23 protein-coding genes are annotated in these 23,316 nt (G+C 48.9%); 12 read left to right on the plus strand and 11 right to left on the minus strand.

Features of this window, described 5'->3' with window-relative positions:
* Window positions 1–8: 8 nt before the first annotated feature.
* The 5 genes from ABWW03_RS18295 to ABWW03_RS18315 form a co-directional block, all read right to left on the minus strand.
* Complete coding sequence (locus ABWW03_RS18295; RefSeq protein ID WP_353410815.1) at window positions 9–1,292, minus strand: NAD(P)/FAD-dependent oxidoreductase; 1,284 nt, start codon at window positions 1,290–1,292, stop codon at window positions 9–11.
* Between the two features lie 229 nt (window positions 1,293–1,521).
* Window positions 1,522–2,373: a haloalkane dehalogenase gene (locus ABWW03_RS18300; RefSeq protein ID WP_353410817.1), complete on the minus strand. Its 852-nt coding sequence runs from the start codon at window positions 2,371–2,373 to the stop codon at window positions 1,522–1,524.
* Between the two features lie 37 nt (window positions 2,374–2,410).
* Window positions 2,411–3,187 carry an enoyl-CoA hydratase/isomerase family protein gene (locus tag ABWW03_RS18305; RefSeq protein ID WP_353410819.1) on the minus strand — a complete coding sequence of 259 codons (777 nt, stop codon included), beginning with the start codon at window positions 3,185–3,187 and terminating at the stop codon, window positions 2,411–2,413.
* A complete protein-coding gene (locus tag ABWW03_RS18310; protein WP_353410821.1) occupies window positions 3,184–3,822 on the minus strand; it encodes a TetR/AcrR family transcriptional regulator in 639 nt (212 codons plus the stop codon). The genes ABWW03_RS18305 and ABWW03_RS18310 overlap by 4 nt, the downstream gene beginning before the upstream one ends.
* 118 nt (window positions 3,823–3,940) lie before the next feature.
* Window positions 3,941–4,672, minus strand: coding sequence for an SOS response-associated peptidase family protein (locus ABWW03_RS18315; RefSeq protein WP_353410823.1), 732 nt, complete (start codon window positions 4,670–4,672; stop codon window positions 3,941–3,943).
* 102 nt (window positions 4,673–4,774) lie between these two features.
* Here ABWW03_RS18315 and ABWW03_RS18320 point away from each other — a divergent pair, with 102 nt between their 5' ends.
* The 7 genes from ABWW03_RS18320 (at window position 4,775) to ABWW03_RS18350 (ending at window position 10,880) form a co-directional block, all read left to right on the plus strand.
* Window positions 4,775–5,449, plus strand: a complete 675-nt coding sequence (locus tag ABWW03_RS18320; protein WP_353410825.1) for a hypothetical protein — start codon at window positions 4,775–4,777, stop codon at window positions 5,447–5,449.
* Window positions 5,434–5,919, plus strand: coding sequence for a hypothetical protein (locus ABWW03_RS18325; RefSeq protein ID WP_353410827.1), 486 nt, complete (start codon window positions 5,434–5,436; stop codon window positions 5,917–5,919). Before ABWW03_RS18320 ends, ABWW03_RS18325 begins: the two co-directional genes overlap by 16 nt.
* Before the next feature lie 40 nt (window positions 5,920–5,959).
* Window positions 5,960–6,370, plus strand: a complete 411-nt coding sequence (gene gloA, locus ABWW03_RS18330; protein ID WP_353410829.1) for a lactoylglutathione lyase — start codon at window positions 5,960–5,962, stop codon at window positions 6,368–6,370.
* A 4-nt stretch (window positions 6,371–6,374) separates the two neighbouring features.
* Window positions 6,375–7,094: a response regulator transcription factor gene (locus ABWW03_RS18335; protein WP_353410831.1), complete on the plus strand. Its 720-nt coding sequence runs from the start codon at window positions 6,375–6,377 to the stop codon at window positions 7,092–7,094.
* A gap of 88 nt (window positions 7,095–7,182) precedes the next feature.
* Window positions 7,183–8,454, plus strand: a complete 1,272-nt coding sequence (locus ABWW03_RS18340) for an ATP-binding protein (protein ID WP_353410833.1) — start codon at window positions 7,183–7,185, stop codon at window positions 8,452–8,454.
* A gap of 205 nt (window positions 8,455–8,659) precedes the next feature.
* The gene (locus ABWW03_RS18345; RefSeq protein ID WP_353410835.1) at window positions 8,660–9,292 is read left to right on the plus strand and encodes a hypothetical protein; all 633 of its coding nucleotides are present in this window, start codon (window positions 8,660–8,662) and stop codon (window positions 9,290–9,292) included.
* 34 nt (window positions 9,293–9,326) lie between these two features.
* Window positions 9,327–10,880: a hypothetical protein gene (locus tag ABWW03_RS18350; RefSeq protein WP_353410837.1), complete on the plus strand. Its 1,554-nt coding sequence runs from the start codon at window positions 9,327–9,329 to the stop codon at window positions 10,878–10,880.
* Window positions 10,881–10,936: 56 nt separating this feature from the next.
* On the opposite strand, the gene ABWW03_RS18355 is transcribed toward ABWW03_RS18350, so the two are convergent.
* The 3 genes from ABWW03_RS18355 to yghU form a co-directional block, all read right to left on the minus strand.
* A complete protein-coding gene (locus tag ABWW03_RS18355) occupies window positions 10,937–11,932 on the minus strand; it encodes a CobW family GTP-binding protein (protein ID WP_353410839.1) in 996 nt (331 codons plus the stop codon).
* 45 nt (window positions 11,933–11,977) lie between these two features.
* Window positions 11,978–12,373, minus strand: coding sequence for a MerC domain-containing protein (locus tag ABWW03_RS18360; RefSeq protein ID WP_353410841.1), 396 nt, complete (start codon window positions 12,371–12,373; stop codon window positions 11,978–11,980).
* A gap of 245 nt (window positions 12,374–12,618) precedes the next feature.
* Window positions 12,619–13,461 (minus strand): glutathione-dependent disulfide-bond oxidoreductase, encoded by an 843-nt coding sequence (gene yghU, locus ABWW03_RS18365; protein WP_353410843.1) that lies wholly within the window; start codon window positions 13,459–13,461, stop codon window positions 12,619–12,621.
* A gap of 374 nt (window positions 13,462–13,835) precedes the next feature.
* Here yghU and ABWW03_RS18370 point away from each other — a divergent pair, with 374 nt between their 5' ends.
* Together ABWW03_RS18370 and ABWW03_RS18375 are read left to right on the plus strand one after the other, a co-directional pair.
* Entirely contained in the window at window positions 13,836–14,501 is a 666-nt protein-coding gene (locus ABWW03_RS18370) for a hypothetical protein (RefSeq protein WP_353410845.1), read from the plus strand.
* Between the two features lie 458 nt (window positions 14,502–14,959).
* Window positions 14,960–16,018 carry an AraC family transcriptional regulator gene (locus ABWW03_RS18375; protein ID WP_353410847.1) on the plus strand — a complete coding sequence of 353 codons (1,059 nt, stop codon included), beginning with the start codon at window positions 14,960–14,962 and terminating at the stop codon, window positions 16,016–16,018.
* Window positions 16,019–16,142: 124 nt separating this feature from the next.
* Here ABWW03_RS18375 and ABWW03_RS18380 read toward each other — a convergent pair whose 3' ends face one another.
* Window positions 16,143–17,345, minus strand: coding sequence for a serine hydrolase domain-containing protein (locus tag ABWW03_RS18380; protein WP_353410849.1), 1,203 nt, complete (start codon window positions 17,343–17,345; stop codon window positions 16,143–16,145).
* A gap of 168 nt (window positions 17,346–17,513) precedes the next feature.
* Window positions 17,514–18,503, minus strand: a complete 990-nt coding sequence (locus ABWW03_RS18385; RefSeq protein ID WP_353410851.1) for a helix-turn-helix transcriptional regulator — start codon at window positions 18,501–18,503, stop codon at window positions 17,514–17,516.
* Window positions 18,504–18,821: 318 nt separating this feature from the next.
* Here ABWW03_RS18385 and ABWW03_RS18390 point away from each other — a divergent pair, with 318 nt between their 5' ends.
* Window positions 18,822–19,202 (plus strand): hypothetical protein, encoded by a 381-nt coding sequence (locus ABWW03_RS18390; RefSeq protein ID WP_353410853.1) that lies wholly within the window; start codon window positions 18,822–18,824, stop codon window positions 19,200–19,202.
* 4 nt (window positions 19,203–19,206) lie between these two features.
* On the opposite strand, the gene ABWW03_RS18395 is transcribed toward ABWW03_RS18390, so the two are convergent.
* A complete protein-coding gene (locus ABWW03_RS18395; RefSeq protein WP_353410855.1) occupies window positions 19,207–21,000 on the minus strand; it encodes a tetratricopeptide repeat-containing diguanylate cyclase in 1,794 nt (597 codons plus the stop codon).
* Between the two features lie 705 nt (window positions 21,001–21,705).
* Between ABWW03_RS18395 and ABWW03_RS18400 the strand changes: the two genes are divergently transcribed.
* Window positions 21,706–22,512, plus strand: a complete 807-nt coding sequence (locus tag ABWW03_RS18400; RefSeq protein ID WP_353410857.1) for a hypothetical protein — start codon at window positions 21,706–21,708, stop codon at window positions 22,510–22,512.
* 1 nt (window position 22,513) lies between these two features.
* A complete protein-coding gene (locus ABWW03_RS18405) occupies window positions 22,514–23,293 on the plus strand; it encodes a hypothetical protein (protein ID WP_353410859.1) in 780 nt (259 codons plus the stop codon).
* The last annotated feature ends 23 nt before the right edge of the window (window positions 23,294–23,316 follow it).

A 23,316-nucleotide genomic window follows, 5' to 3' on the forward strand; every position in this document is an offset into this window, starting at 1 on the left:
TGGCGGGATTAACGAAGTTTTTCCAGCAGCTGGTAATACCACATACCCAGCACCAGCGCTTGATTGCCAAGCCAATCGTTAATGGGAACGCGCAGGTGCTTGAAAGCGGCGAAGGTATCAAACTCTTCCATATGACCGGCAATAGCATTGGACATGATTTCAGCCATGATATGAGAACAGGCGACACCATGCCCGGAATAGCCCTGGCAGTAATACACTCGATCACTGACCTTGCCAAGTTGGGGGATTCGATTGATGACGATGCCGGCCATGCCTGTCCACTCAAACTCAATCTCAACACCTTTGAGCCTGGGGAAGGTGCGCTCCAGAGCTGGACGTAATTCAGTGGCAACACTGGCTGAGTCTTTACCGGAATAATTGGTACCGCCGCCAAACATCAATCGCTTGTCCGCAGTGAGGCGATAATAGTCCAGAACAAAACGGCAATCGTAAACGGCCAGGTCATGGGGGTTGAGTGTGTTGGCCAGTTCGTCGCCTAACGGGACCGTCGCCATATTGCCGAGGGAGGCAGGGAAGAGCATGCCGCCCAACTTGGGGCGCCCCAGCTTATGATAGGCATTGCCGGCGATCATGACGCGGTCGGCAAAGACCTTGCCGAGCTTGCTTTTCAGAACAACCTTGTCACCTTCTTCCATGGACAGCACTGGGCTGTTTTCAAAAATGCGGACACCCAGATTGCTCGCTGCTTTGGCTTCTCCCAAACAGAGATTCAATGGGTGGAGATGCATATTTCGGCGATTCAGTAAGCCACCATGGTAAATCGGGCTGTCGAGATAATCGGGGATCTCGGCAGCTGAAATCATGTGCACCTCGTCTGACATGCCACGAGACACCGCTTCGTCATAAAAGCGGTGCAGCTCATTCATATGACTGGGTTTGTAAGCGGTTTGCAGATGGCCGAATTTCAAGTCGCAATCGATCTGGTATTTTTCGACCCGCTTTTTGATGATGTCGTGACCTCGCCAGCGCAGTTGCCATACGAATTCTTCGGCATCGATACCCTGCTGCTTGCGCAGTTGTTTTAACATGGCTTGATCGCCGGAAAGGCTGCCGGTTACTTGCCCGCCGTTGCGTCCGGTGGCTCCCCAGCCAATCTTCTGGGCTTCCAGTAGAACCACTGAAAAGCCTTTTTCTGCGAGTTCCAACGCGGTTGCTACTCCGGTGAAACCGCCACCGATTATAGCGACATCGCAGTGTTGTTCGTCATGTAAACCGGGGTAATTGGATTCTTGGTTAATGCTGGCGGAATAGTAGGAATGGCAGCGGCTCATGCTATCACTTTTAGACTCTCTTTAAGGGCAGTTTATGGGAATAGGCTATTGGAAATAAAAGTCGCAGCATAACCAGTGGCGATTGTGCGGGTATATAACCCAAATGGTGCAGGCGACAAAGGCGGTAAAAACCAGCGTGAGTAGACATGGCGTTGAGGATTGAACGAGATTATGCGTATGAACCCGCTGTGGAGCCTGTGCAGCAGCAGCGGGTTAGTGGAGGTGGGAATCAGTCTATAGCGTTCAACCAGTTCGCGATGGCATCGCCAATTTCACGGCCGGAATCTTCTTGAATAAAATGCAGTCCTTTCACGGTGACTTCTTGCTGATTTGGCCAGCGGCGACAGAATTCTCTTTGTGGGCCTACGAGAATGGACCCGGGTTCGGCGTTGACAAATAATTTGGGCAGTGTGTTTTCCGCCATCCAGGCGGCATAACGGCTCACAACATCCACCATATGTGCTGGTTCGCCGTCAATGGGAATATCTCGTGGCCAGTCGAGCATAGGGCGACGATCTTCTTTATTTAAAAATGGGCGACGGTATTCATTGTGTTCTTCTTCGCTGAGTGTGCGAAGGATAGAACCGGGTAGCACCCCTTCGATGAACATATTGCGTTCCAAAATCAGGTCTTCCCCTTTTTCAGATCGAAAACCTTTGAATATACCGCGTGCCGATTCAGGCCAGTCGGCCCAGCTCACCGCTTTCACAATGCCTTCCATGTACGCAATGCCTTTAATGGCCGACTGGTTTTGGAAGGCCCAGTGAAAACCGAGAGCGCTGCCCCAATCATGGATCACGAGAGTGATGTTCCGATCCAGATTCAAAGCGGACATGAATCCACTGAGATATTCGTAGGCGCTGTTAAAACCGTAAGCGTCTTCGTTAGATAACTTGTCGGAATCCCCCTGGCCAATCAAGTCCGGGGCAATCAAGCGGCCTTTGCCGGCCAATTGTGGTATGACATCTCGCCATAGGTAGGATGACGTCGGATTGCCGTGCAAAAAGACAATAGGGTCGCCCTGACCTTCATCAATATAGGCGATACGTTTTCCCTGCACATCGATATAGTGTTTGTTCATGCTCGCTCCGTTTTTGTATTTGTTGCCAATCGGCCGTTTATTGCTTGCCGCTGAAATCGGGTTTCTGTTTATTTAAAAAAGCCTGGATGCCGGCTTGTCCGTCATTGCCCTGGGCATTGGCTACGATGTGTTGGGTTTCCAATTGCATCTGGGTGTCCAGGCTTTCAGTGCTTGAGCTTTTGATCAGGCTTTTCACGCTTGCAAACGCTTGAGTAGGGCCTTCAGCCAGCGTATGGGCCAGGGCCTTGGCCTGTTCAAACCCGTCTGCATGGCTGTGTAGTTGATTAACAATGCCCCAATCCAACGCTTCTTCGGCACTGAGTTTACGGTTGCTGAACATCAGTTCTTTGCTTCGGCGTTCGCCAATAATGCGAGGAAGAAAATAGGTGGAGCTGCCATCGGGTGATAAGCCCGCCGCGGTATATGCCATAACAAAACGGGCGTTTTCGCTGGCAATGAGCAGGTCGGTGGCCAGGCATAAACTGAAGCCGGCACCGGCCGCCGTGCCGTCTACATAGGCGATAACCGGAGCCGACATATTATTAAAAACCGACAGAGCGCCGTGTAAATAGGTTGTCATTTCGCTTAGTGCGACACCGAGGTTTTCCTGGCTAGCAAAAAAGGCCAAATCGCCTCCGGCGCTGAACAAGCTGTCTTCGCTGAAAATCAAAACCGCGCGTACGTCATCGTTGTGCTGGCAATGAATTGCAGCATGGAGCAGCTCCTCGGCCATCTCCAGATTCAATGCGCGGCGTGTCAGTTGTAAATAGGCGACGTTATTGTCGATACTTAGCGATAGATGTTCGAAGTTCATGTGTTCTCCTTTTGGCTATGGATGCCCAGCATTTTTAGGCTGTTGTTCAGAATGCTTTCCAGTTCCTGTTGGCTGCGCCCCTGCCGACTGGCAACGCGTAGGCCTTGATTTAGAGTCATGCAAAGCTGGCCCAGGTCTTCTGCGCTGGCGTCGGTATTAAGGGTTTTTCCGGCCTTGGCTTTGGCAAAGCACCGAATAAAATACTGTTCAACTTTGGTCAGCTTTTCTGAGGCCAATGCGCTGAGTTCTCGATCTTGTTCTGCCATTTCTAAAACGGTGTTCACCAACAGACAACCACACGCCCGTCGCTTCTTGGGCACTTGCAAAATGGTGTATCGAAAAAAGTGTTCAATCGATATCAGACTGTAATCACTGTTTTTATCACCTTGGTTTTTCGTTTCTCGAGGTTGAGACGGCGTTTGGCAGAGCGGGTTAAAAGTGCGCTGAAAGAACAAGTCCAGGCACTCAATAAATAACTGTCGTTTGTCGCCAAAGGTTGCGTAGAGGCTGCTGCGGCTGATGTTCATGGCATTGAGCAAATCGGGCAGGGCACAGGCCTGGTAACCCCGCTGCCAAAAGAGAATCATCGCGGCTTCCAAACTGGCGGTTCTGTCAAAACTCAGGGGTCTTGCCATGGTGTACCTTTTATTCTGAACTGATCAGTCCAGAACTATCGCAAAAAGTCGCTGACGTGAAAAGAGAATATTGCTATTTAAACCTTTTTTGGTTCAAGAGTGACAGTAACTGTGCAGCCTAGGTATCGGCTTCCAACAAGACGGGGTCGCCTAGGGCTTTGCGTTCGCCGGGTTTATTGATAATTTGAGCGGTTAAATTCTGTCTGAGCTGAGGCTGCAGCAGAGGGGCAAAACGCTCGACATCCTGTACCTGTGGATCCAGCCACTGTTCCAGCCAATCCCCTTCTAAAGGCAGGATCAGCGGTGAGGCATTACTTTGGTAGGCGTGAAGTTTGGGGTGAGGTGGCAGCGTGATGATGCTGCAACTGTTGATAATATGCCCGGTTTCGGGGTGTTGCCACTGGCGATATAAACCACCCAGGGCAAGTGCCTGTTCACTGCTGAAGTTGGTGTAGCGAATGGGTTTTTTCTTGCCATTGATACGCTCATGCTCCGTTTCCCCAAAGCCACTGGCGGGTATGATGCAGCGGCTTTGGCGATAGGGGAGATACGCCGCCGAGCCCTGGGCGTTCAATTTGTCGTAACGGCTGTTGAAGGAGGTAAAACGTGAAGGTTTATATTGCTGGTCTTTGTAGTCCAGTAACAGCCACCAGATCGCGTCTTCGAGCACGGTACATTCACCCACATTGTCTTGGCCGGTTTCTTCCTGTAGACGACAAATAATACTGATGGTGCTGCAGGCTCGGTGGTAATCGCTGATGCGAATAGGCCAGTTATGGGTATCAATGCCGAGGCGCAGCAGTAACTGCTTGACCGCTGGAGAATCGCTGACATTAAATCGACCACACATAGGGTTTGGGCCTGTTAACTCGTTTCCGGCTGCTTATGGTAAAGTTGAGTCATCAATGTCGCAAGAAAGACCTGCGCCCGGCAAGATGCTTAGGATTTAGCTATGCCCGATTCGCGAACCCTGAAATTTGTCAGTCTTCATATCATCGTTGCTACTATTACTCTGGCTTGCATCTTAATGAACGGCCCGATGCGAGCAGGTTTACCCGTGGACAACAGCCTACTGGAACGCGTAGGCTTTATTGCGGCTAACACGGGTTTGTGGACGGCCTCCTGGATGGTCTGGATGGCTTCGGCATTGGGCCTGTTCGTATTTTGTTCTATTCTCGCCTCTGAATTGAACGACTCTTTGAGTGTTCGGATATCCTTGATGATTGTGGCACTGGGCATTGGGCCGGACTTGATAGCTGAAGTCATTTACGCTTTTATCATTCCCCAAATGATCGCCCAGGGATCCAGCCTTGATATGGTGCAGAGCCTTGAGCTGATCGCGAGTCATTTGACCGGTTTTTTAGGGAATGGTTTGTATAATTTGGGTGGCCTGGGGCTTACCCTGATCGCTTGGCGCCAGAGAGTATTCCCGCTTTGGGTTTTTCTCTGGGGACTAACTTCCTGGGGGTTGGGTTTATCACTGTCCGTCTCGATCGCGTTGGCGAACATGAAGGCGGCGGAAGTGTTTACGGCCAGCAGCATGGTGCTCAGCACCAGCTGGATGTTGATCTTTGCCTATTGTCGATTTGCACCGGAGTCGTTGCGTAAGCGATGGATTACACCCTAGTTAAAATACTGCACATCGGTGCCCTGATCATGTGGTTGGGGCCACCCCTGGGGGCGTGGTTGATGTTGCGCCAGGCCAAGGCGGCCTGTGAGGATGACACCCAACTGTTCGAGCAGTACCGTTTGTTTTACCGCTTAATTGCTTTGGAGCATGTTGCGCTGCTGTTTTTACTGGGCAGTGGTCTGTGGCTGGCCAGCCAATATGCTCTATGGCCTTCGCCCTGGCTGCAGCAAAAACTTATCCTAGTGTTCGCGGTCTTAGTGCCGATTGAGTTAGTCGACCTTGTGTTGGCCAATGTGTTGCTGCCGCGTATTCATCAAAAGCAATACGATGGGGGGCGACTGACGACCTGGCAACAGACGCTGCAGTCGGTTTACCATGGCCCGTTTACTTACTTTGCCGTGTTTGTCATACCGCTACTGACCCTGAGCATTATGTATTTGGTGGTAAGTAAACAAACACTGTTTTAGCGTTAACCGCTAACGGACATAAAAATGATACGGAGTGATTATGCCTCAACTTTTACACACTATGATTCGGGTTGGTGATCTGGATCGCAGCATCGATTTTTATACTCGCATTTTAGGCATGACATTATTGCGCAAGTCTGAGAATAAGGATTACCGCTACACCTTGGCCTTTGTCGGTTACGGAGAAGAATCCAGCGGTCAGGCGGTTATCGAGCTGACCTACAACTGGGATACGGATCAGTATGATTTGGGCAGTGGTTTTGGCCATCTGGCCATTGGTTTTGAAGACATCTACAGCACCTGTGATGCGATTCGTGGAGCTGGCGGTGAGGTGGTTCGTGAGCCGGGGCCGGTTAAGGGCGGCACGACGGAGATTGCCTTTGTGCGTGACCCAGATGGTTACGCCATTGAACTGATTCAGCGCAAGGCCATGGCCCAAGGCCTGGGATAAGACTGTGTCGCCGGCTGCACAAACGTCCATTCTGCTGGTGGAAGACGACCGGAAACTGGCTGCCATTCTGAGTGAATACCTTCACGGGCAAGGTTTTCAAGTGTCTTGTGTGGAAGATGGTGCGCTGGCTCCCGAGCGTATTCTGACGCTCAAACCAGATTTGGTGCTGCTGGACTTGATGCTGCCCGGTTTGGATGGCTTGAGTATTTGTCGAGAGGTGCGCAGCCAGTATGCCGGCAAAATCCTAATGCTGACCGCCAATGATGATGATATGGATCAGGTCGCTGCTTTGGAGTTGGGGGTGGATGATTATGTCTGCAAGCCATTGCAACCCAGAGTATTGCTGGCGCGCATTCGTATGTTGTTGAGGCGTCCCGAGGCGGTTCCATCTCCGACGCCGCCGACCCGTAATGAAAAGGAACGGTGTTTCGCGGGCCTGCGGTTGCATCTGCCAACGCTGCGGTGCCAGTTGAATGGCCAGATCATTGAATTAACGCCGGGAGAGTTTGAGTTGCTGTGGATATTGACGTCCAAACCGGATCAAGTCTTCAGTCGCGAGGCGCTTACCCGGGCTGTACGAGGGATTGAATACGACGGTCTCGATCGAACCGTTGACAATCGTGTGGCCAGCCTGCGCAAAAAACTGGCCACTGGTCAGGGTGCGGCATCAGGCATTACCACGGTCAGGGGCAAGGGCTATCTTTTTGTCTCGGATCAATGGTGATCAATACAATCCCATACAAAAGCCCACAAGCTTCTCTATTTTATCTGTGGAAGAATGTTCAAACTTGTCATCAAGGTGAGCGGATTCCGTGAAACGTCAGTTTGTAAAACTTTACTGCGGCTTGATCGTCAGCATCGTGTTGGTATTGCTGTTGATGCAGACCTTTTTGCTCAATGTGTTTGGAGACGCTCAAGATGAGTTGTTTCAGCAGCACATGGCCAGTTACCGTTCCCTGGTGCTTGAAACGACAGCTCAGCCTGAGCGGCGCATGCAGCGTATGTTGCAATTGGCGGAGGATATGGGCGCCGAGGTTCTGCCGGCTGAAATGGATGAATTGTACGAAGACGAGCGAGATCGAGTTTGGACCGAAGGCCTTCTGGTGCTGAATTCTGACGAAGCGCTTTGTTATTTCGTGCTGCCGAATGACCCTAAGATATATCGTTTACAATATCGCGACGACAATCCTTTTCTGGATCAATTGTATTTCACTGAGAACATAACCATTTTGACCCTCTTTGTTGCGTTGGGCCTTGTATTGGCTATGTGGCTCTATGGTTTCAGTCGACGTCTGACGGCTTTGGATCAAACCGCTAGAGCGTTCGCGGAAGGTGATTTCTCTGTGCGTGCATCAACCGCGAGTGATGCTGAAGTGGGCCGCCTGAACAAAACTTTTAATGTCATGGCCCAGCGTATCGAAGCATTACTCAGCAGCCAAAAGCAACTCAGTAATGCCGTTGCCCATGAGTTGCGCTCCCCCATTTTCCGCTTGCAATGTCAATTGGATATGCTCGCCGGCAGTGAAGATGACGCCAAGCGCCAGAATTATATTCAGGGCATCGAGGAAGATTTGCAGGAATTAAGTGATCTGGTGGAAGAGCTCTTACAGTATGCCAGAATGGAAAGCGCTGATCTCCAGATCGAACGCAAACAACAGGATGTGGTTCACTACTTGTATGAGTTGACGGAACATCTGCAATTAGAATCCAACAAAACGATTCGTTTCTCCCACACCGTACCTGTGTTTACCCTGGGTTTTGATGCCCATCTGTTGCAACGGGCGTTGCAGAATCTCTTACGCAATGCCCTGCGTTATGCCGAAGCCGATGTAGAGCTTAGCTTGAGTGTAGAGCGTGAACAGCTGCTCATTCATATCGACGACGATGGTCCAGGCATTCCCGTCGACAAGCGTGAAGACGTATTTCAGCCCTTTTTGAGATTGGATGCATCTCGCACCCGTGAGCAAGGTGGCTACGGTTTGGGTTTGTCCATTGCGAAGCAAATTATTGAGTTGCATCAAGGTGAATTGAGCATCGGCGATTCCCCATTGGGGGGAGCACGCTTTACTGTGACAATGGTTTAATTCGTATCCAACTGTACATTGGCTTGCTCAATCCATACAAAGTCTGACAAAACGATACCAAGACGTTCTTAATTCCCCTTCTCTCAGGCGAGATACTGGAAACTCTCGAGTATGGAGTTTCTATGTGATGAATCTTACCCACGTATCGACCGCTTCAACAATGTACCCCCACAGGCTAAAACAGTGGACCCGGGTGTGTGTATTAATGAGCCTGATCCTCCTCGCCGGTTGTGAGCATTTAATGTTGCTGCGGATGAACAGTCAGGAGCTGACGGAAACCAAAGTCGACGGTAATCGCTTGTATCTGAAAGGCCTCATCAACGCGAAGAGTTATTCGCAGATCAAACAGGTGATCCATGACAACCCACAGCTCGACACCTTGGTGCTGACGGTAATGCCGGGCAGCATTGATGATGAAGTGAATTTGAAGATGTGCCACTTCATTCGTCAACAAGGGCTGCACACTTACCTTCTGCACAACAGTGTGATCGCTTCCGGTGCAGTTGATTTATTCATGTCTGGCGTAAGTCGCGAAATGGAAGAGGGCGCCTTATTGGGTGTTCATTCCTGGAGCGATGGTGTTAATGAGGCGCTGGATTATCCCAAAGATGCCGAGGAGCATGCGCCCTATCGCTTTTTCTATCAAAGCATGGTCGGCAATGACGAGTTTTATTGGTTTACCTTGCGGGCGGCCAAAGCCGACGATATTCACTGGATGAGCGATGCTGAAATCAAACACTATCCGGTGCTGACCTCGGCGGTCAAAAAGCCCAGCGCTGAGGCGCCAGTCTTTGCTGATTTAGATGCGTATCGCGAGGAGGTGATCAGCGATGAATAGTATTGATTTGTTTGTTAACGGGAGACTTACGAAAATGAAAACAATCGCCATGTTGGTATGTTTGAACAGCTTATTGTTTCTGTTTACCCCTCAAGTGCAAGCCACGGACAATATGAGTGATCTCAGAGTCGTTGAGCTCAATAATGTGAGTTTTGGTCAGGCCTTTGAGGTAGAAGTATTTCCGGGGGATCGCTCCTTGTATCTGTCTGGGCGAAGTGACGCCGCGGATACGGAAATTTTGGTGCAGCAGATTAAAGATCCCTCTGGCAAGGTTATATACTCAGCTGCGGTCAATGGTGACAACGTTTCTGTGACTGGAAATGTCAGCTCCGAGGCCTTGTCGAATGTTGGTGACTTTGCATTGTTGATGCCTGCCAATCCCCATGCGGACAGCCAGCTCAAGCCCGGTGTTTACAACATTCAGGTGATGGCCAATGGCAGTACGGGGGCTATTCGGGATTTGCGAGCGGTATTCAAACAACACGTCGATACTACGCAGGCAGTTGATATCAACATTATGGTGTTGGATCGAACCGCCAGTACACGCAATCGCAGTTTGAGTTCGGCGTTTAAAAATACCCTGCTCAAGGAAGTGAATCGCCTGTTGAATGCCCACCAAATGAGCGTTGGCCGTTTGAATATTGTTGATGCCGATGCGGCTTTGCGCACGCAGTTCGCGGCGATTCAGGAAGACAATATTCCTGTGCTTTGCCAGAGTTTGAGTCAGCATTTTGGTGCGGGCAGGGCGTTGAATATCGGTTTGGTGGAAACGATTTCTTCAAGTGAAGTACAGGGTATCGCCGGGGTCTCTCCCGGTTTGCCGGCAACGGTTATGCATCCCAATTACCGCAACAGCTGCGTATTGATGTCCGAACGAGCGTATGGCGCTAATGTCGCGTCTCATGCCGCGAACCTGGTGCATGAAATGTCTCACTTGATGGCGATACCCCATACCACTGAAGAATCCGGTTTGAAACACGACAGCTTCAGCGACACTTCGGAGTGTGCCTTGGCGCGTTTTGATGGTCGTTCTAATCTGGGAGTCAGCGGTCGAGCGGGTGACAAGGCGGTTGATGATTTTGAGTGTGGCCGAGATGGCGGTGCCGACAACTATATGTTTTACAGTGGTGTGGAAGATTTTATGCCTTTTCACATGACCGTACAGCAAGCGACGGTGCTTAAAAGCCACCCGTTGTTCTATCCAGTGATCGGCGGGCAAATGAGTGCATCCTGGTATAACCCCCAACAATCTGGTCATGGTTTATCAGTTGAGGTTTTGAATGATGGGCGAGCGATTATCTACTGGTATACCTTTGATCAATCCGGAGCGCCTTACTGGATTGTGGGTACGGGCACGGTCGAGGGTCAGAGCATCGCGACAGATGCCATCAGCGTCAATGGCGGATTTTTCCCTCCGGCTTTCGATGCGTCAAAGGTTCAACGGGCACAATGGGGAAAATTGTTTCTGGATGCGGACCCGAACGATTGTAACCTTGCCACACTGCGTTGGGAGAGTGCGAGTTTTGGAAATGGCAGTTTGCCGATGACCCGTCTCAGTAACTTGGCCGGGAACAGCTGTCAGCCCTAAGGTGTGAACGGTGCCGTCCCGAGTGGTGACACCGTCCAGTATCCTGGTCCAGCTTCTCAAGAGGGTAATCGACAATCCTTCAACTGCGTTTCCCAATTGGGGTCGATAGCGTTGGCGATGATTTCAAAACGGCTTTCGAGGCAATCGTCCAACTCCAATTCCTGCAATCCGTCCGGGGTTTTATTAAAGCCCCAGACACCGTCTTCGGTAATGCAGACGGCTTTCATGCGCTCGACCACAAGGTCGGTGGCCCAGCGATACAGTTTGGAGTGGTTGAACACGGTATTGGGCTCGAAGCGCCAACCGATGGTGGAAAAGCCCTCTGACCGATTGCTGCGGCTGAGAAAGCCGGATTCGGGCAGTGGTGCTTCGTCAAACCCTGTTGCTACCTCGCTGTCCGCTTCGGGCAGATGCAATAGGTCCAAATCCCGGTTTTCAAAACGGCTGGCGCCATTCAGAACGTCGAGGGGAATTTCGCCGTGTGCGCTCCACACAATAGGACAATCCTGTTGGCCGCGTTGGAGTAAAAAATGTTCGAGCAACTGACGAGTTTCTGGGCGATAAAGATCTTCTTTGTTGGCGACAATGACATCCGCTATATCGATCTGCTGTAAAAAAATCTCATGCTCGGTGTAGCGTTCGTCACTCAGTTTGCGAGCATCCACCAGTGTGAGGCATTGCTGAATATCCAGAGCATCCCGATAGAACTCGGAGTGCAAAACCTGCATCACTTCTCTGGGGTGACCAAGCCCGCTGGGTTCGATCAACAGGCGATCGGGTTTGGCTCGCTGCAGCAGTTGATTCAAGGCGATATGCATGGGAAGGCCTGCAGCACAGCACATGCAACCACCAGGCACTTCGCGGATAAAAACCTGTTCCTGCTTGTTGGAATTGAGCAGGCTGCCATCGATACCAACCTCGCCAAATTCATTGACTAACACGGCCCAGCGTTCTTCGGTTGGCTTTTGTTTTAGCAATTGCAGGATGGTGCTGGTTTTACCGGAGCCAAGAAATCCCGTAATGATGTTACAAGGTACTGAGCGAATAGCCATAAGGTCCTCGTGGTTAAATCGAATGCCAATCTTGACGAGCAGGCTCTAGTCGCATGAGCAATCGTATTGTTGGCAAAGGCGGTAATTTTGCCAGTGAGCGCCCGCGATGAAAAGTGAGGCCAGCAGGCTGACTGCTCGTTCCATCGTTTCCCCTAAAACCTCGTGATCAAACACCAAAAGCGTCAGCATTAAAACAATGCCAATGATGCCATAGAGCAACACCGAGATACTTTGATGTTTGCGGCAGCCCAGGCCTAAACTCAAGATACTGCAGGGCACGACGGCAAGAACAAGCCAGCGATGAAAACCCTCATCCAACAATACGAGCCCTGTCAGGGAAGGCACTAGAGTCAATAAGACCGGCGTCGCAAGGCAGTGGATACTGCATAAAGCCGAGAGGCTAATCGCGAGCGTATCGCCGAAATGGTTGGGTATGTTCATGTCGTGAATCCAGAACGTTAAAAACGGAATCGTCTTGTGTGAAATGTGGGAAATAATCTATAAGGCAATGTTATAACATAACATTGCAAAGTTAAAGGTGTGTACCGAATCAAGGGTGTTTGGGGCGAGAGACAAAAAAAGAGATTTAAAAAAAGTAAAAAAGAAGAGAAAACAAGGAAAAGGGGAATGCCCCTGAATCATCGCAAACGTCAATGTCAGCGCTAGTCAGGGGAAATGACAGGAGATTAATCGAGGTCGCTGGCCTGGTGTCGTTCACGCAACTGAGAGCTCTCTTCGCCCCAGACTCGATTCACTCGACGACCACGTTTTACGGCAGGGCGTTCAGCAATTTCATCGGCCCAGCGTCTGACATGGGTGTAGGACTCGACATCCAAGAACTCGGCAGCCTCGTACAATTTACCTTGTACCAGTGCGCCGTACCAAGGGTAGTTGGCAATGTCGGCAACGGTGTAATCATCACCACATAAAAAGCGGCGCTCTTCCAAATTGCGATTGAGCACATCCAGCTGGCGTTTCACTTCCATGGTAAAACGATTAATGGGGTACTCCATTTTTTCTGGGGCATAGGCGTAGAAGTGACCAAAGCCGCCACCCAAGTAGGGTGCACTGCCCATCTGCCAGAATAACCAGGAAAAACACTCAGCTCGGGTGGCCGGGTCTTTGGGCAAAAAGGCATCGAACTTTTCGGCCAGGTGCATCAAGATCGCCCCGGACTCAAACACTCGGATTGGCTTGTCTTCACTGCGATCCAGCAAAGCCGGAATTTTTGAATTGGGGTTCACCGAAACGAAGCCGCTGCCAAACTGGTCCCCTTCCATAATATCGGTGATCCAGGCGTCATATTCGGCGCCGCTGTGGCCCAAAGCCAGTAGCTCTTCCAGCATCACGGTGACTTTTACGCCGTTAGGTGTCGCCAGGGAGTAAAGTTGAAATGGGTGCTCCCCAACCGGCAGTTCCTTGTCGTGGGTAGGGCCCGCAATAGGACGATTGATGCTGGCAAACCTGCCGCCACTGCCTTCATCCCAGGTCCAGACGGCGGGCGGGGTATAGCTATTGTTTTCACTCATAATTCGGCCTCGGTATTAAAGCGTAATCGGACATACTAGACACTATGTGGGTATGTGCCTAGTGCTGGAAAAGACGCGCCCAGTCTATATTTACCCTGCTGCATCTTTTCAACACCCTTCCTGCCAAGAGAGTTATGGCCAGGGTTCGTCTTTTTCAAGGTTCTGGAACATAACTTAATTTAATAACGATAGAACGAATTAAAGATTGAATTTTGACTGATTTACCAAGCATGTTTGCGATTCGCCATTTTGTTGACTATATAAATAAGTGTTGAGTATCGCGGCGTGATTGTACGCGAATGTTCAAATGGAGGGGTATCTTCAAGCGAGGAGTGATGATGAAAAAATAAAATAAATTGTTTTAGGGTAGTATTATGCGATTACTTGCGACCACCGCAATTCTCTTCTTTTTTTCGGCCGTTCCGGCCATGGCAGAGGTTCGCCTCTGGCGTTCAACAACAACAACTTCAGGCGATATGGGCGGACGTGCTGGTGCCGATGCCATATGTGATGCCGATGCAAATCGCCCTGCAGGTTTATCGAATGTGCGTGCTTTTATCAGTCTCAGTGGCAGCGATGAAATTCGAGATATGGCGACCAATTACGGTATTCCTACAACAGAAGCCATCAGGAATCAGGACGATAGTTTACAGATAAGCAGTGACTTTTCGGGTTTATTGAACGCTGGGACGGTTAACCTTGATAACTCAGTTGCATCGGGTGGTGGTGGTGCATTGCCGTGGACATTCAGTGATGCCGATGGTGCTCTCAATGCCAATAACTGCACAGGGGGAACATCAACCGCGGGGATCGGAGTACAGGGCCACCCACTACAAGTTGATGGCCGATATTTGAATAACAGCACAAACAATTGTACGGCAGGCCAAGCTTTGTATTGTCTGTCTTGGGAATCTGCGGCGATGTCTTCCGGGGCTCAGTCCGTTCCAACGAATACGCCTTGGTCATTTGCACTTACTGTATTTTTTGTCATGGCGTTGTTGCAACAGCAGAGTCGGAAGCGACAAAAAACAAACGTTTGATTTTCGTCGAGCCTCGCGTTACTGAAGTGCCTGAGTCGTCTTTTGGGGATTGTTTCTGGAGGTAAAGTGTTTCCTTTTTTCTCAAAACGTTTCCAGTCGGCTGTGGCGTTTGTGCTCAGGGAAAAGTAATAAAAAATGTTAACGCAATGCGTACTGGCAGTTTTGTACAGGCATTGTTGAGGCGCTTGATGCCGTAAGCGCTTGCACGACGTTGAACTGTACCAAAAGGTTCGGTACTGCAAGTAATCTAACTGCAGCGAGAATGCTTCATTACGTAACTTTTATTAGTTTTTGGAAGTCAGTATATAGTCATAAATTTTCAATTATGATGTCATTTTAGCTTTCATTCTGATAAAAAAGTATGGCAATTTAAACGTCAGGCGAAAAAATAGATACTGTTTTTCTTTTGGGGACATATTTGTTGTTTTGCAGGACGTTCGGTTCTGGGTAGAAGTACTATGAGTTATTCTGTACGAATTGGTGGCCTTAAAGGCTACTCTGAAGTGGTTACACGATTGGGAGGCGATCCCAAGGAATTCTTAGAGCGTTGTGACATCCCGTATGATGTTTTAGATGATGAAGAAAATACCATTCTTTATGCGAATATGGTTGCGCTCATTGAGTACACCGCCAAGTGCTTGAAAAAGCCAGACTTCGGTCTCTATTTGGGTCAGTATCAAAAAGTGGATATTCTTGGCCCGATGTCAGTTGCTATTCAAACCGCTGAGGCTGTCAGTGATGCGATGAAATGCATGGCACGATTTCTACACATTCAAAACCCTGCGCTTCAATATTATATTGATGATGATCATCCGGATTATGTTCGAGCGATTATGAATGTCAGTCTTCCCAATCTGTCACATCGGGATATGCCTCAAACCGTCGGGCGTGCCGCAGCGCTGGGGCAGGAAATGTTCATGCAGGTCGCGAGAGAGCATTTCGAGATTATTAAAGTTGAGATACCTCATGAGCCCTTGCTTCCTGTCTCTATGTATGAGTCTTATTTTAACGCAGCTTTAGAATTCAATTCTGAAAGTGTTGTTTGGCATATTTCCAAAGAGACTTACAATGCAAAGTTGCCGCTTCACAGTGACCGCTTGCATCGTTTTGCGTCTCAATACCTCACTGAACAATTTCCGGCCCAGGCCAAACGTTTATCGGTGATGGTGGAGAGGGAGCTACGGAAGCTGATGGAAAGCGGAAGTTGTACTCGAGATACTATCGCTGATCTCTTAAACTTGCATCCCAAAACCATGCAACGTCGACTCGCGCAGGAAGACTGCAATTTTGAAGGCATTCGAGACAAGGTACGCCGCGAGCGCGCAAGTTATTATTTGTGCAATACCGATATGCCGTTTAGCCAGGTAGCGGATCGGATTGGCTACAGTGATCAGGCAGCCTTAAGTCGAAGTTGCCAGCGTTGGTTTTCACGTTCACCGAGAGAAATTCGCAGCGAAAACAAATCGCTGGTTCAATCTCAACACTCTTCCAAAATAAAACCGGAGTTGTCCAGCTGATGAGGTCGCTGCGTCGGTGTTTGTGGCATTGCTCTGACGTGTTGTCTTGTCGTCCCAGTGCTGGAACGGCCGACGGTTATTGACGATGTTCTTCTGCGGTTGCAGAAGAACATGCCTGGAACGTTTACTGCGGGAAACGCTGACCGATAGCACGCAGGAATTCGATCGTTTCCATTTCCCGGTTGGAGGCTTCATCATTACTTGTGCCATATCTTGGGTTGGCAGACAGTTTGACGATCACCAAATTGCGACTGGGGTTGATGTAAATAAACTGGTTATAGACCCCAATGGCCAAATACTCGCCCTCGGAGGATTCGGGGATCCACCATTGATAGCCATAGCCCAAAGGAAAGTCTTCGTGGACACCGGGCATAAGATAAGGGGCATCGGGTTTGGTGGCTTTTTCAACCCAGTCTTGGGAGACGATGGTTTTCCCCTGCCAACGGCCCTTTTGACGATACAGCTCGCCGATTTTAGCGTAGTCACGTGCCGTGGCATTCAGACCGGCGAAAGCCATTTCCATATCGTAATCATCCACAATCCAGTACGCATCGGATTCCATTCCCAAGGGATGCCAGAGTTTGTCCTGCACATATTGGGTTATTGTGGTGCCAGTGGCCGCTCTTAGCAGCATGCCCAATGCCTGGGTGTCACCGGAATTGTAGCGGTTGGCGGTGCCGGGTTCCCACTCGCGGCTCATGCCTTGAACAAATTCGTCCATAGAGCCCCCCAATGCCATCACTCTCCCCAAGCGCATCACGTCGGATTCGGGGTTGGCATAATCTTCACTCCAGGCTGCGCCAGAGGACATCTGCAGTACGTCTTTAATTTTGACGCCGTCATAGGCCGATCCTGCCAGCGAGGGGACGTAGTCGGTCATGGTTTTTTGGATATCGATCCGCTTTTCGTCGACAGCGATACCGATGGCCGTTGCGATAACACTCTTGGCCACTGACATGGACAGCCAGTTCACCTGGCGACCGCCGCTTAATCGATAATCTTCAAATCTGACTGCGCCATCGGCAACCACAAGAAGCGCACTGGTGTCGGTTTCCTGTAAAAACGCTTCAGTGTTAACGGTTTCCTCTCCGAAGGTGAAGTGCTCGGGGAGGTGAATGGGCGTGCCTTCTTCAAATTGAAACGGTTTTTGAGCAGCTGTCATCGTGCTTACGGGCATAAATTCAGCAACGCGACTGAATTTATGATATTGCCGTTCCCCATTAAACAAACTGGTCGCAAAGGTGGCGCGCTCAATCTTATCCATATACAACCATCCTGCGATGGCTATGGCGATAGATAGGGCGATACCGATATACATCTTCTTCATGTTGTTGATCTCAGCAATGAAAACGGTCAGCCTCTTTGGGCATGGTCGTGAAGGCGCAGCTTAGCAGAGCTCGTGAGGGAGTTTTTATTCCGTATTCCGGAAATTCTATGACAGATGACGGAAAGGGCGAGGAAGAGTGAAGGAGTGTGAAGAGGAGCGAATGGACGCTCAGGAAATTTCTGATGGAAGGTTGCGACTGTTCTTTTGAAAGTTCTTGGGTGTCATGCCCGTATATCGTTTAAAGGCTGAGGTAAAATTGCTGGGGTGTTCGTAACCGATTTCCAAGGCAACCTGGGTAATGTTCAGTTTACGTGCCGACAGCAGTTGTTGCGCCTGTTGCATTTTAAGGTTCAAGACATAGTCACTCATGGTGCAGCCATAAATGATTTTGAAGCAGGAAGTGAGCCGGCTTTTTCCCAGACCCAGTTGCTTGACCATGTCGGTCAGGGTGGGTGGTTCTCGCCACTGCTGATTCAATAGGTCCGCAGCCTTCGAGATAATGCCCATCTCTTTGTCGCTGATCTGAGAAAACGTCCTGCGGGATTCTTCGCTGAGAATATTGCGCATGGCCAAGCAGGCAATCTCGATGGTTTTGGCCTGAAGAAAGGGACGGCTCCAAACGGGGTCATTCAGTCCATCGAGCAGTATGTACACGGCCTTGGTTAAGTCATTACTCATTTGAAATTGTTCATTGACCCAGGTATTTCCCGAGATTGCCTGCTCAATGCAGTTGGGAAGTTGATCGATACTGAGATCAAAAGGTTCCTGCACAAAGACGTCGGCATCACACATGAGCATGACCAGTAAGTAGTGATCGCAAGGGCCAGATGATTCCAATAGTTCCATATCGTTAACATGATACGCCACCGACAGTTGGCCTTCGTTAAAGGCACTGGAGGTGACGCCCTCAAGGCTGATTTCGCTGTTGCCTCGCAGTTTACATGCAAGCATCAGTTTTTTTCCGGGCATCGATACAATGGCATCGCCGCCTTTGATGTTTTTGAGGTCGAGAATGCGAACCATCATACCCGCTTGAAACTGAAACAATATTTCGTTACCGGTTTCATTGTTATTGTCATGCCGAATGGAGAGGCGCTCCGAGTGGAAGCGAAAACGCTTCAAATCGTTAAAAGGTAGGTTGAGATATTCTTCAGTCATAGGTGCAAGCAGCAGACGTGGGTTGCTGAAATATACCGTTGTAGCGGAGGCTCATTCAGGCACTCTAACAAGATTCCGCGCTGAGACCAAATGCGGGCGTATGAACCGTGTGTTTGGTGGATGCGTACAAAACGGTAAAAGATCACCTAAGACGACCGATAAACTGGTTCTTCGACGATCTGCGAATGATAGTGAGATTCGGCAAGCAAAGACTTGATACTGCCGCTGTAAGTCAATACATTAATCGGCAGCTGGCCGCAAAATGGATTCTGTGGACAGGCTAAACATCCGCTTCTGCTTATCGATAGGGAAATGACTATGTCCAAAGCGATTACATGTTGTCTGTTAATTGTTGGCCTGATTAATTTTGTGCCGGTTCTGGGGGTGTTGTCTGCACAACATCTGCAAGAGGCCTATGGCGTTGTGCTGTCCTCAAATGATCTGATCATTCTTATGCGCCACAGAGCGTTACTGTTCGGTATTTTAGGAGGGTTCATACTGTTCTCGGCGTTTAATAAGAGTTATCAAGTCGTAGCTATGATTCTGGCCGGTATCAGTATGATCGGTTTCGCTGTTTTGGTTCACGGTGTGAATGGCTTCAATGCGTCCATCCACAAGGTGTTGTTGGCGGATTATGTGGGCATCGCTTTTTTAGGGTTGGCTCTGGGACTCACGTATTTCGACACGCGAAATACGTGATGTTTTAAATCCAATTTCCTGAGGAGGTATTTTTCCCTTCTTTTTTGGAATCATATAGAAAGCGATCAGCCGAACTGATGATCTTATCCAGGCTGAATTCACTTCGATCTTTTAATATGGAATAGCCGATTGAGGCTGTCAGGGACAAGGGGTTACCCTCGTAGGTGAAATCGTTGCTGGCAATCTGGCAGCGAATGCGCTCGCACAATGCTTTCAAGGCTGGCACAGGAATATCTTCGCAAATGATGACAAACTCGTCGCCTCCCCACCTTACCAGAATATCCGAAGGGCGAATAATAGTGTCAATCACCTTGACGAGTTCGACTAAGACATAATCGCCCGCAGAATGACCCAGGGAGTCATTGATCGGTTTGAAATTGTCGCAGTCAATCATAATGGCGGCAACAGAGTTCTCAGATTCTTCGGGAATCCGACTTAAACGGCTGTTGATGGCGGCGGCCTGTTCGATGAGGTAACCCCGTCGATACGCGCCGGTGAGTTGATCTCGCAGGGACAAATCCAGTTTCACCTGGGTGAGCTTGGATTTGTAATAGAAAATAACAATCAAGCTGCTTAATAACAATCCAATGCCGATGAAAATGGATACCTGGGTTTGGTTTCTTTTTTCAGCATGGCTGAGTTCCAGTTCCTTTGCGAGGGATTTCTTCTCGAGCATCAGGATTTTGGATTGCTCTCGTTGTGCCCGCAGAGAATGCTCGATGGATGTCGCCAACTCGTAGATGCGGTGATCGCTCACATCTTTATCGGTATTGACGGCTTCTTTCAGATGCTCAAAAGCGAGGCGCTTTTCTCCCCGTCGTTCGTGGATTTCACTGAGTAGAAAATTGAGGTCTCTTACCAGTTGTGAATGCGCCATTTTGTGGGACAGAGCAAGACCTTCGGTCGCGGTTTGCAGAGCCTTATCCAGCTTATTAGAAATCAAATACAGGTTGGTTTGTTCTCGGTATACCCGAACCAGAACGGGTTTGTAGTTCTGATTCAGGGCAATCTCCGCGGCGATATCGAGATATTGCGCGGATTTTTCATATTCGTTCAGGTAGAGGTAACTGACACCCAGCATGCGGTTGATGTGGGCCACGGCTCTAGGCGATGGGGCTTTTTCATACAGTTTTTGAGCCTTAATCAGGCGATCCAGAGATTCCTGTGGGTCATAGCGATGGGGTGCCTGCAAGCGGTTCGTTGCAGAATTGAGCAGGATTCTGGCTTCATATCGAATATCGCCAAGTTCCCTGAAGATCACAATGGCTTTATCAAAGGCGTCCTCTGAGAGTTCGGTCAGCCCCGTTTCAAGGTAGGTGGCTCCCATCAAGGCGTATGATTTACCGACATAGAGCTGATGATTTTCTTCCAGGCCAATATCCGCCAGTTGCTTTGCCAGAGGAAGGGCGTTCAGGAACTCTCCGAGCCTTGCCAGGGCGATGGCCTTTGACTCCAGATAGGTCATCTGAGCCTCTGCATTTGAAAGCTTGTCTGAAAAGGTTTCAGATTGTGCAATGCAGGCTTTTGCCTGCTCGACATGACCTAAATACGCATGCAATCGGCCGCAATAAATATAATAAAGTGCCGATTCGTCCGGAGTTGATTGGGAGTTGAGGGTGTTTCCAAGGGTTTCAATAAGGTGCTGGGCGTGTTCCAGCGCCTTGAAGTCATGTTGTTTTATTTGCTGAATAATTTCCCTGCTTGATGCGTTCTCCACGACCTTGTGTTGCAAAGAGGCACTGTTCCCGGTGCTTGCGAGCAATACCAGGCTCAAAAATAGGGTTAAATGTGTGTACATACTAAGAAACAATCTCTTGTTTTTTTGACCGACAATTATGTAAGAGATTTCTAATATTGTGTGATTCCCACATGGCTTACGCTCTAGTATAGAAGGTTCTGGGAATAAGCCCACTTTTCTTCATCAATAAACGTTGGCTACCAACGCCGTTAGTTTACCGCCCTCCCTGAGTAAACTTTCCAGTCTGATTGGATTATCAACCTGAGTGGAAGATATGCAAGAGCGATATTGAGATCATCTATTGGTAAATCCGACGAATGGTAAGGTGCCAATCAGCGTTAACATGGATTTAAAAAGAGCCGCAATTTTTCATTAGGTTTCGATTCGGCTCTCAGTGGGATGAAAAATCCTGGCGGTTTCAGCGATTAATATTCACCCAGAGCGCCCCCCAATTGATCTAAACGACATTCATATTGTCGCGATCAGCCTGTTTCCTGATGGTTGACAAATTTTGGCACTTATTTGTCCAGCTGGACAAAATTCTATTTTAATCAAATTTGATAAGTGCCAAAAAGCAAAATCTGACTTATTTCCAGACAAGTTGTGGGGCGTTTTCATTCATTTCTCAGTCATAATTCGTTCTGATAATGGCGCCCTCAGTGATTGGAGCATTCAATCTTCGTTGGCGCATTCAGTCACCCTCTCATTTTTTGAAAGTCATGAGTGATAATTTTCAAAAAAGACAAAAATAAGGAATCGAAAATCGTGCGAAACCTAAAGCTTAATTGTTGGCAACAGAAACTCATTACGTTCCTGCTGTTCTGTTGCTGCATGAACGTTCGAGCATTTGCCAGTGCGTCGGTGGTTGATGTTCACAATATCGCTGAAATTTGTACCAGTGTTCAAACCGTGCTCAAAGATTATGCCTTGGTGGGTATGGGGGTTAAATATGATGACCCAGAAGGCCATCTGAAAACCACCATTGAAAAAATCGACAAGGATTTTGCGGCCCTTAAAGAAGGGCATCACCTCGGTCCAAAAATCGATGCACTGGTCATCGAGAAGGAAAAAACCTGGAAGAAGATACGCGAAATTGTGGTGGCCGAACCGCGACAAGATGTCGTTATGGATTTGCATATTGCCATTGAAAAGTTTGATAAAGAATGTTGGGAAATTGCGGAAATGATCGCCCTTGAAACCCATGTGGAAGGCGAACACTACGTAATCGTGGCATCTGAATTGGGAATGGAGGTTCAGCGTCTGGCGGCACTTTATATGATGCGGGCCTGGGATGTGTCGAATCCACATTATTTCGAGGAAGTGGAAACTATTCTGGAAGAATTCGAAAAGTACTATCACGAGTTAGCTGAACAGGCCTATCCGAAGTACATCGGTGATGCAACGAAAGCTAAGTTGGATAAGATCGAAAAATCTTTTTTGGTGTTCGAACACATGGCCGCGAGCAAATCTGGACGCTTTGTCCCCGCCTTGGGTCAACGTTCCGCCACTCGTCTTATTGTTCAAATCAATGATGTAATCAATGACGTTATTACTGCTGTTGAGAAGAAGTAAAATGTTGTATTTAAAGTTATTAAACAACCGTCGATTCGGTTCTGTATTTTCTGTATTGTTGATCATCTTATGCGTTCTCCCCGTGGAAAAAGCAAAGTCGGCCAATCTTGAGGCTCTGACTGCCGCCGAAGATATTGGCATTCTGAGCCAAAGTATCGTGAAGAACTACTTTTACCTGGGTGAAAATCTGAATGCTTCACGCTCCGGTCAAAAACTGAAAGAGCACATCCAGAGTATTGATGGCCACCTGAACCTTCTGAAGGGCTCAAATATTGCGGGTAAAATTGAAGATGATCTCATGTTCATTGAGGTGATCTGGGCTGATCTGAAAGACACACTTGCCCAAGAGTACACTCGTGATACCGGTCTTCTGGTTGTGGATATGGGGGAGGTTTTGCTCGAGGGTTCGGAAAACATCGCTAATGTTCTTTATGATAACGACATTAGAGAAAACGGCATGATTGACGTTATTGAACACCAGCGATATCTCATTGAACGAATGGCCAAACTGTACATTATTTCCATTGCTGGCTTTAAGGACTTCAACGTTGTGAAGCAGACCAGCAGTACTGTGGAAACCTTTGATCAAGGGCTGGCTAAGATCGAGCGAAATGAGTACCCGGAAACCGTATCCAAGAAAGTTGAACGTTTGCGTAAACGCTGGGATTCATCAAGAACATTTTATCTCAATGTTCAGGAAGGTGATTTACCTAGAACCATCTTCTTTAATACGGAAATGATTGAGCGTTTGCTGGCCGATATTTTCGATCATCACAAGTGAGGTCTGTCCAGCGCTGATTCAAT

The organism is Pseudoteredinibacter isoporae, assembly GCF_040372805.1.
Taxonomy (GTDB): Bacteria; Pseudomonadota; Gammaproteobacteria; order Pseudomonadales; family Cellvibrionaceae; genus Pseudoteredinibacter; species Pseudoteredinibacter isoporae_A.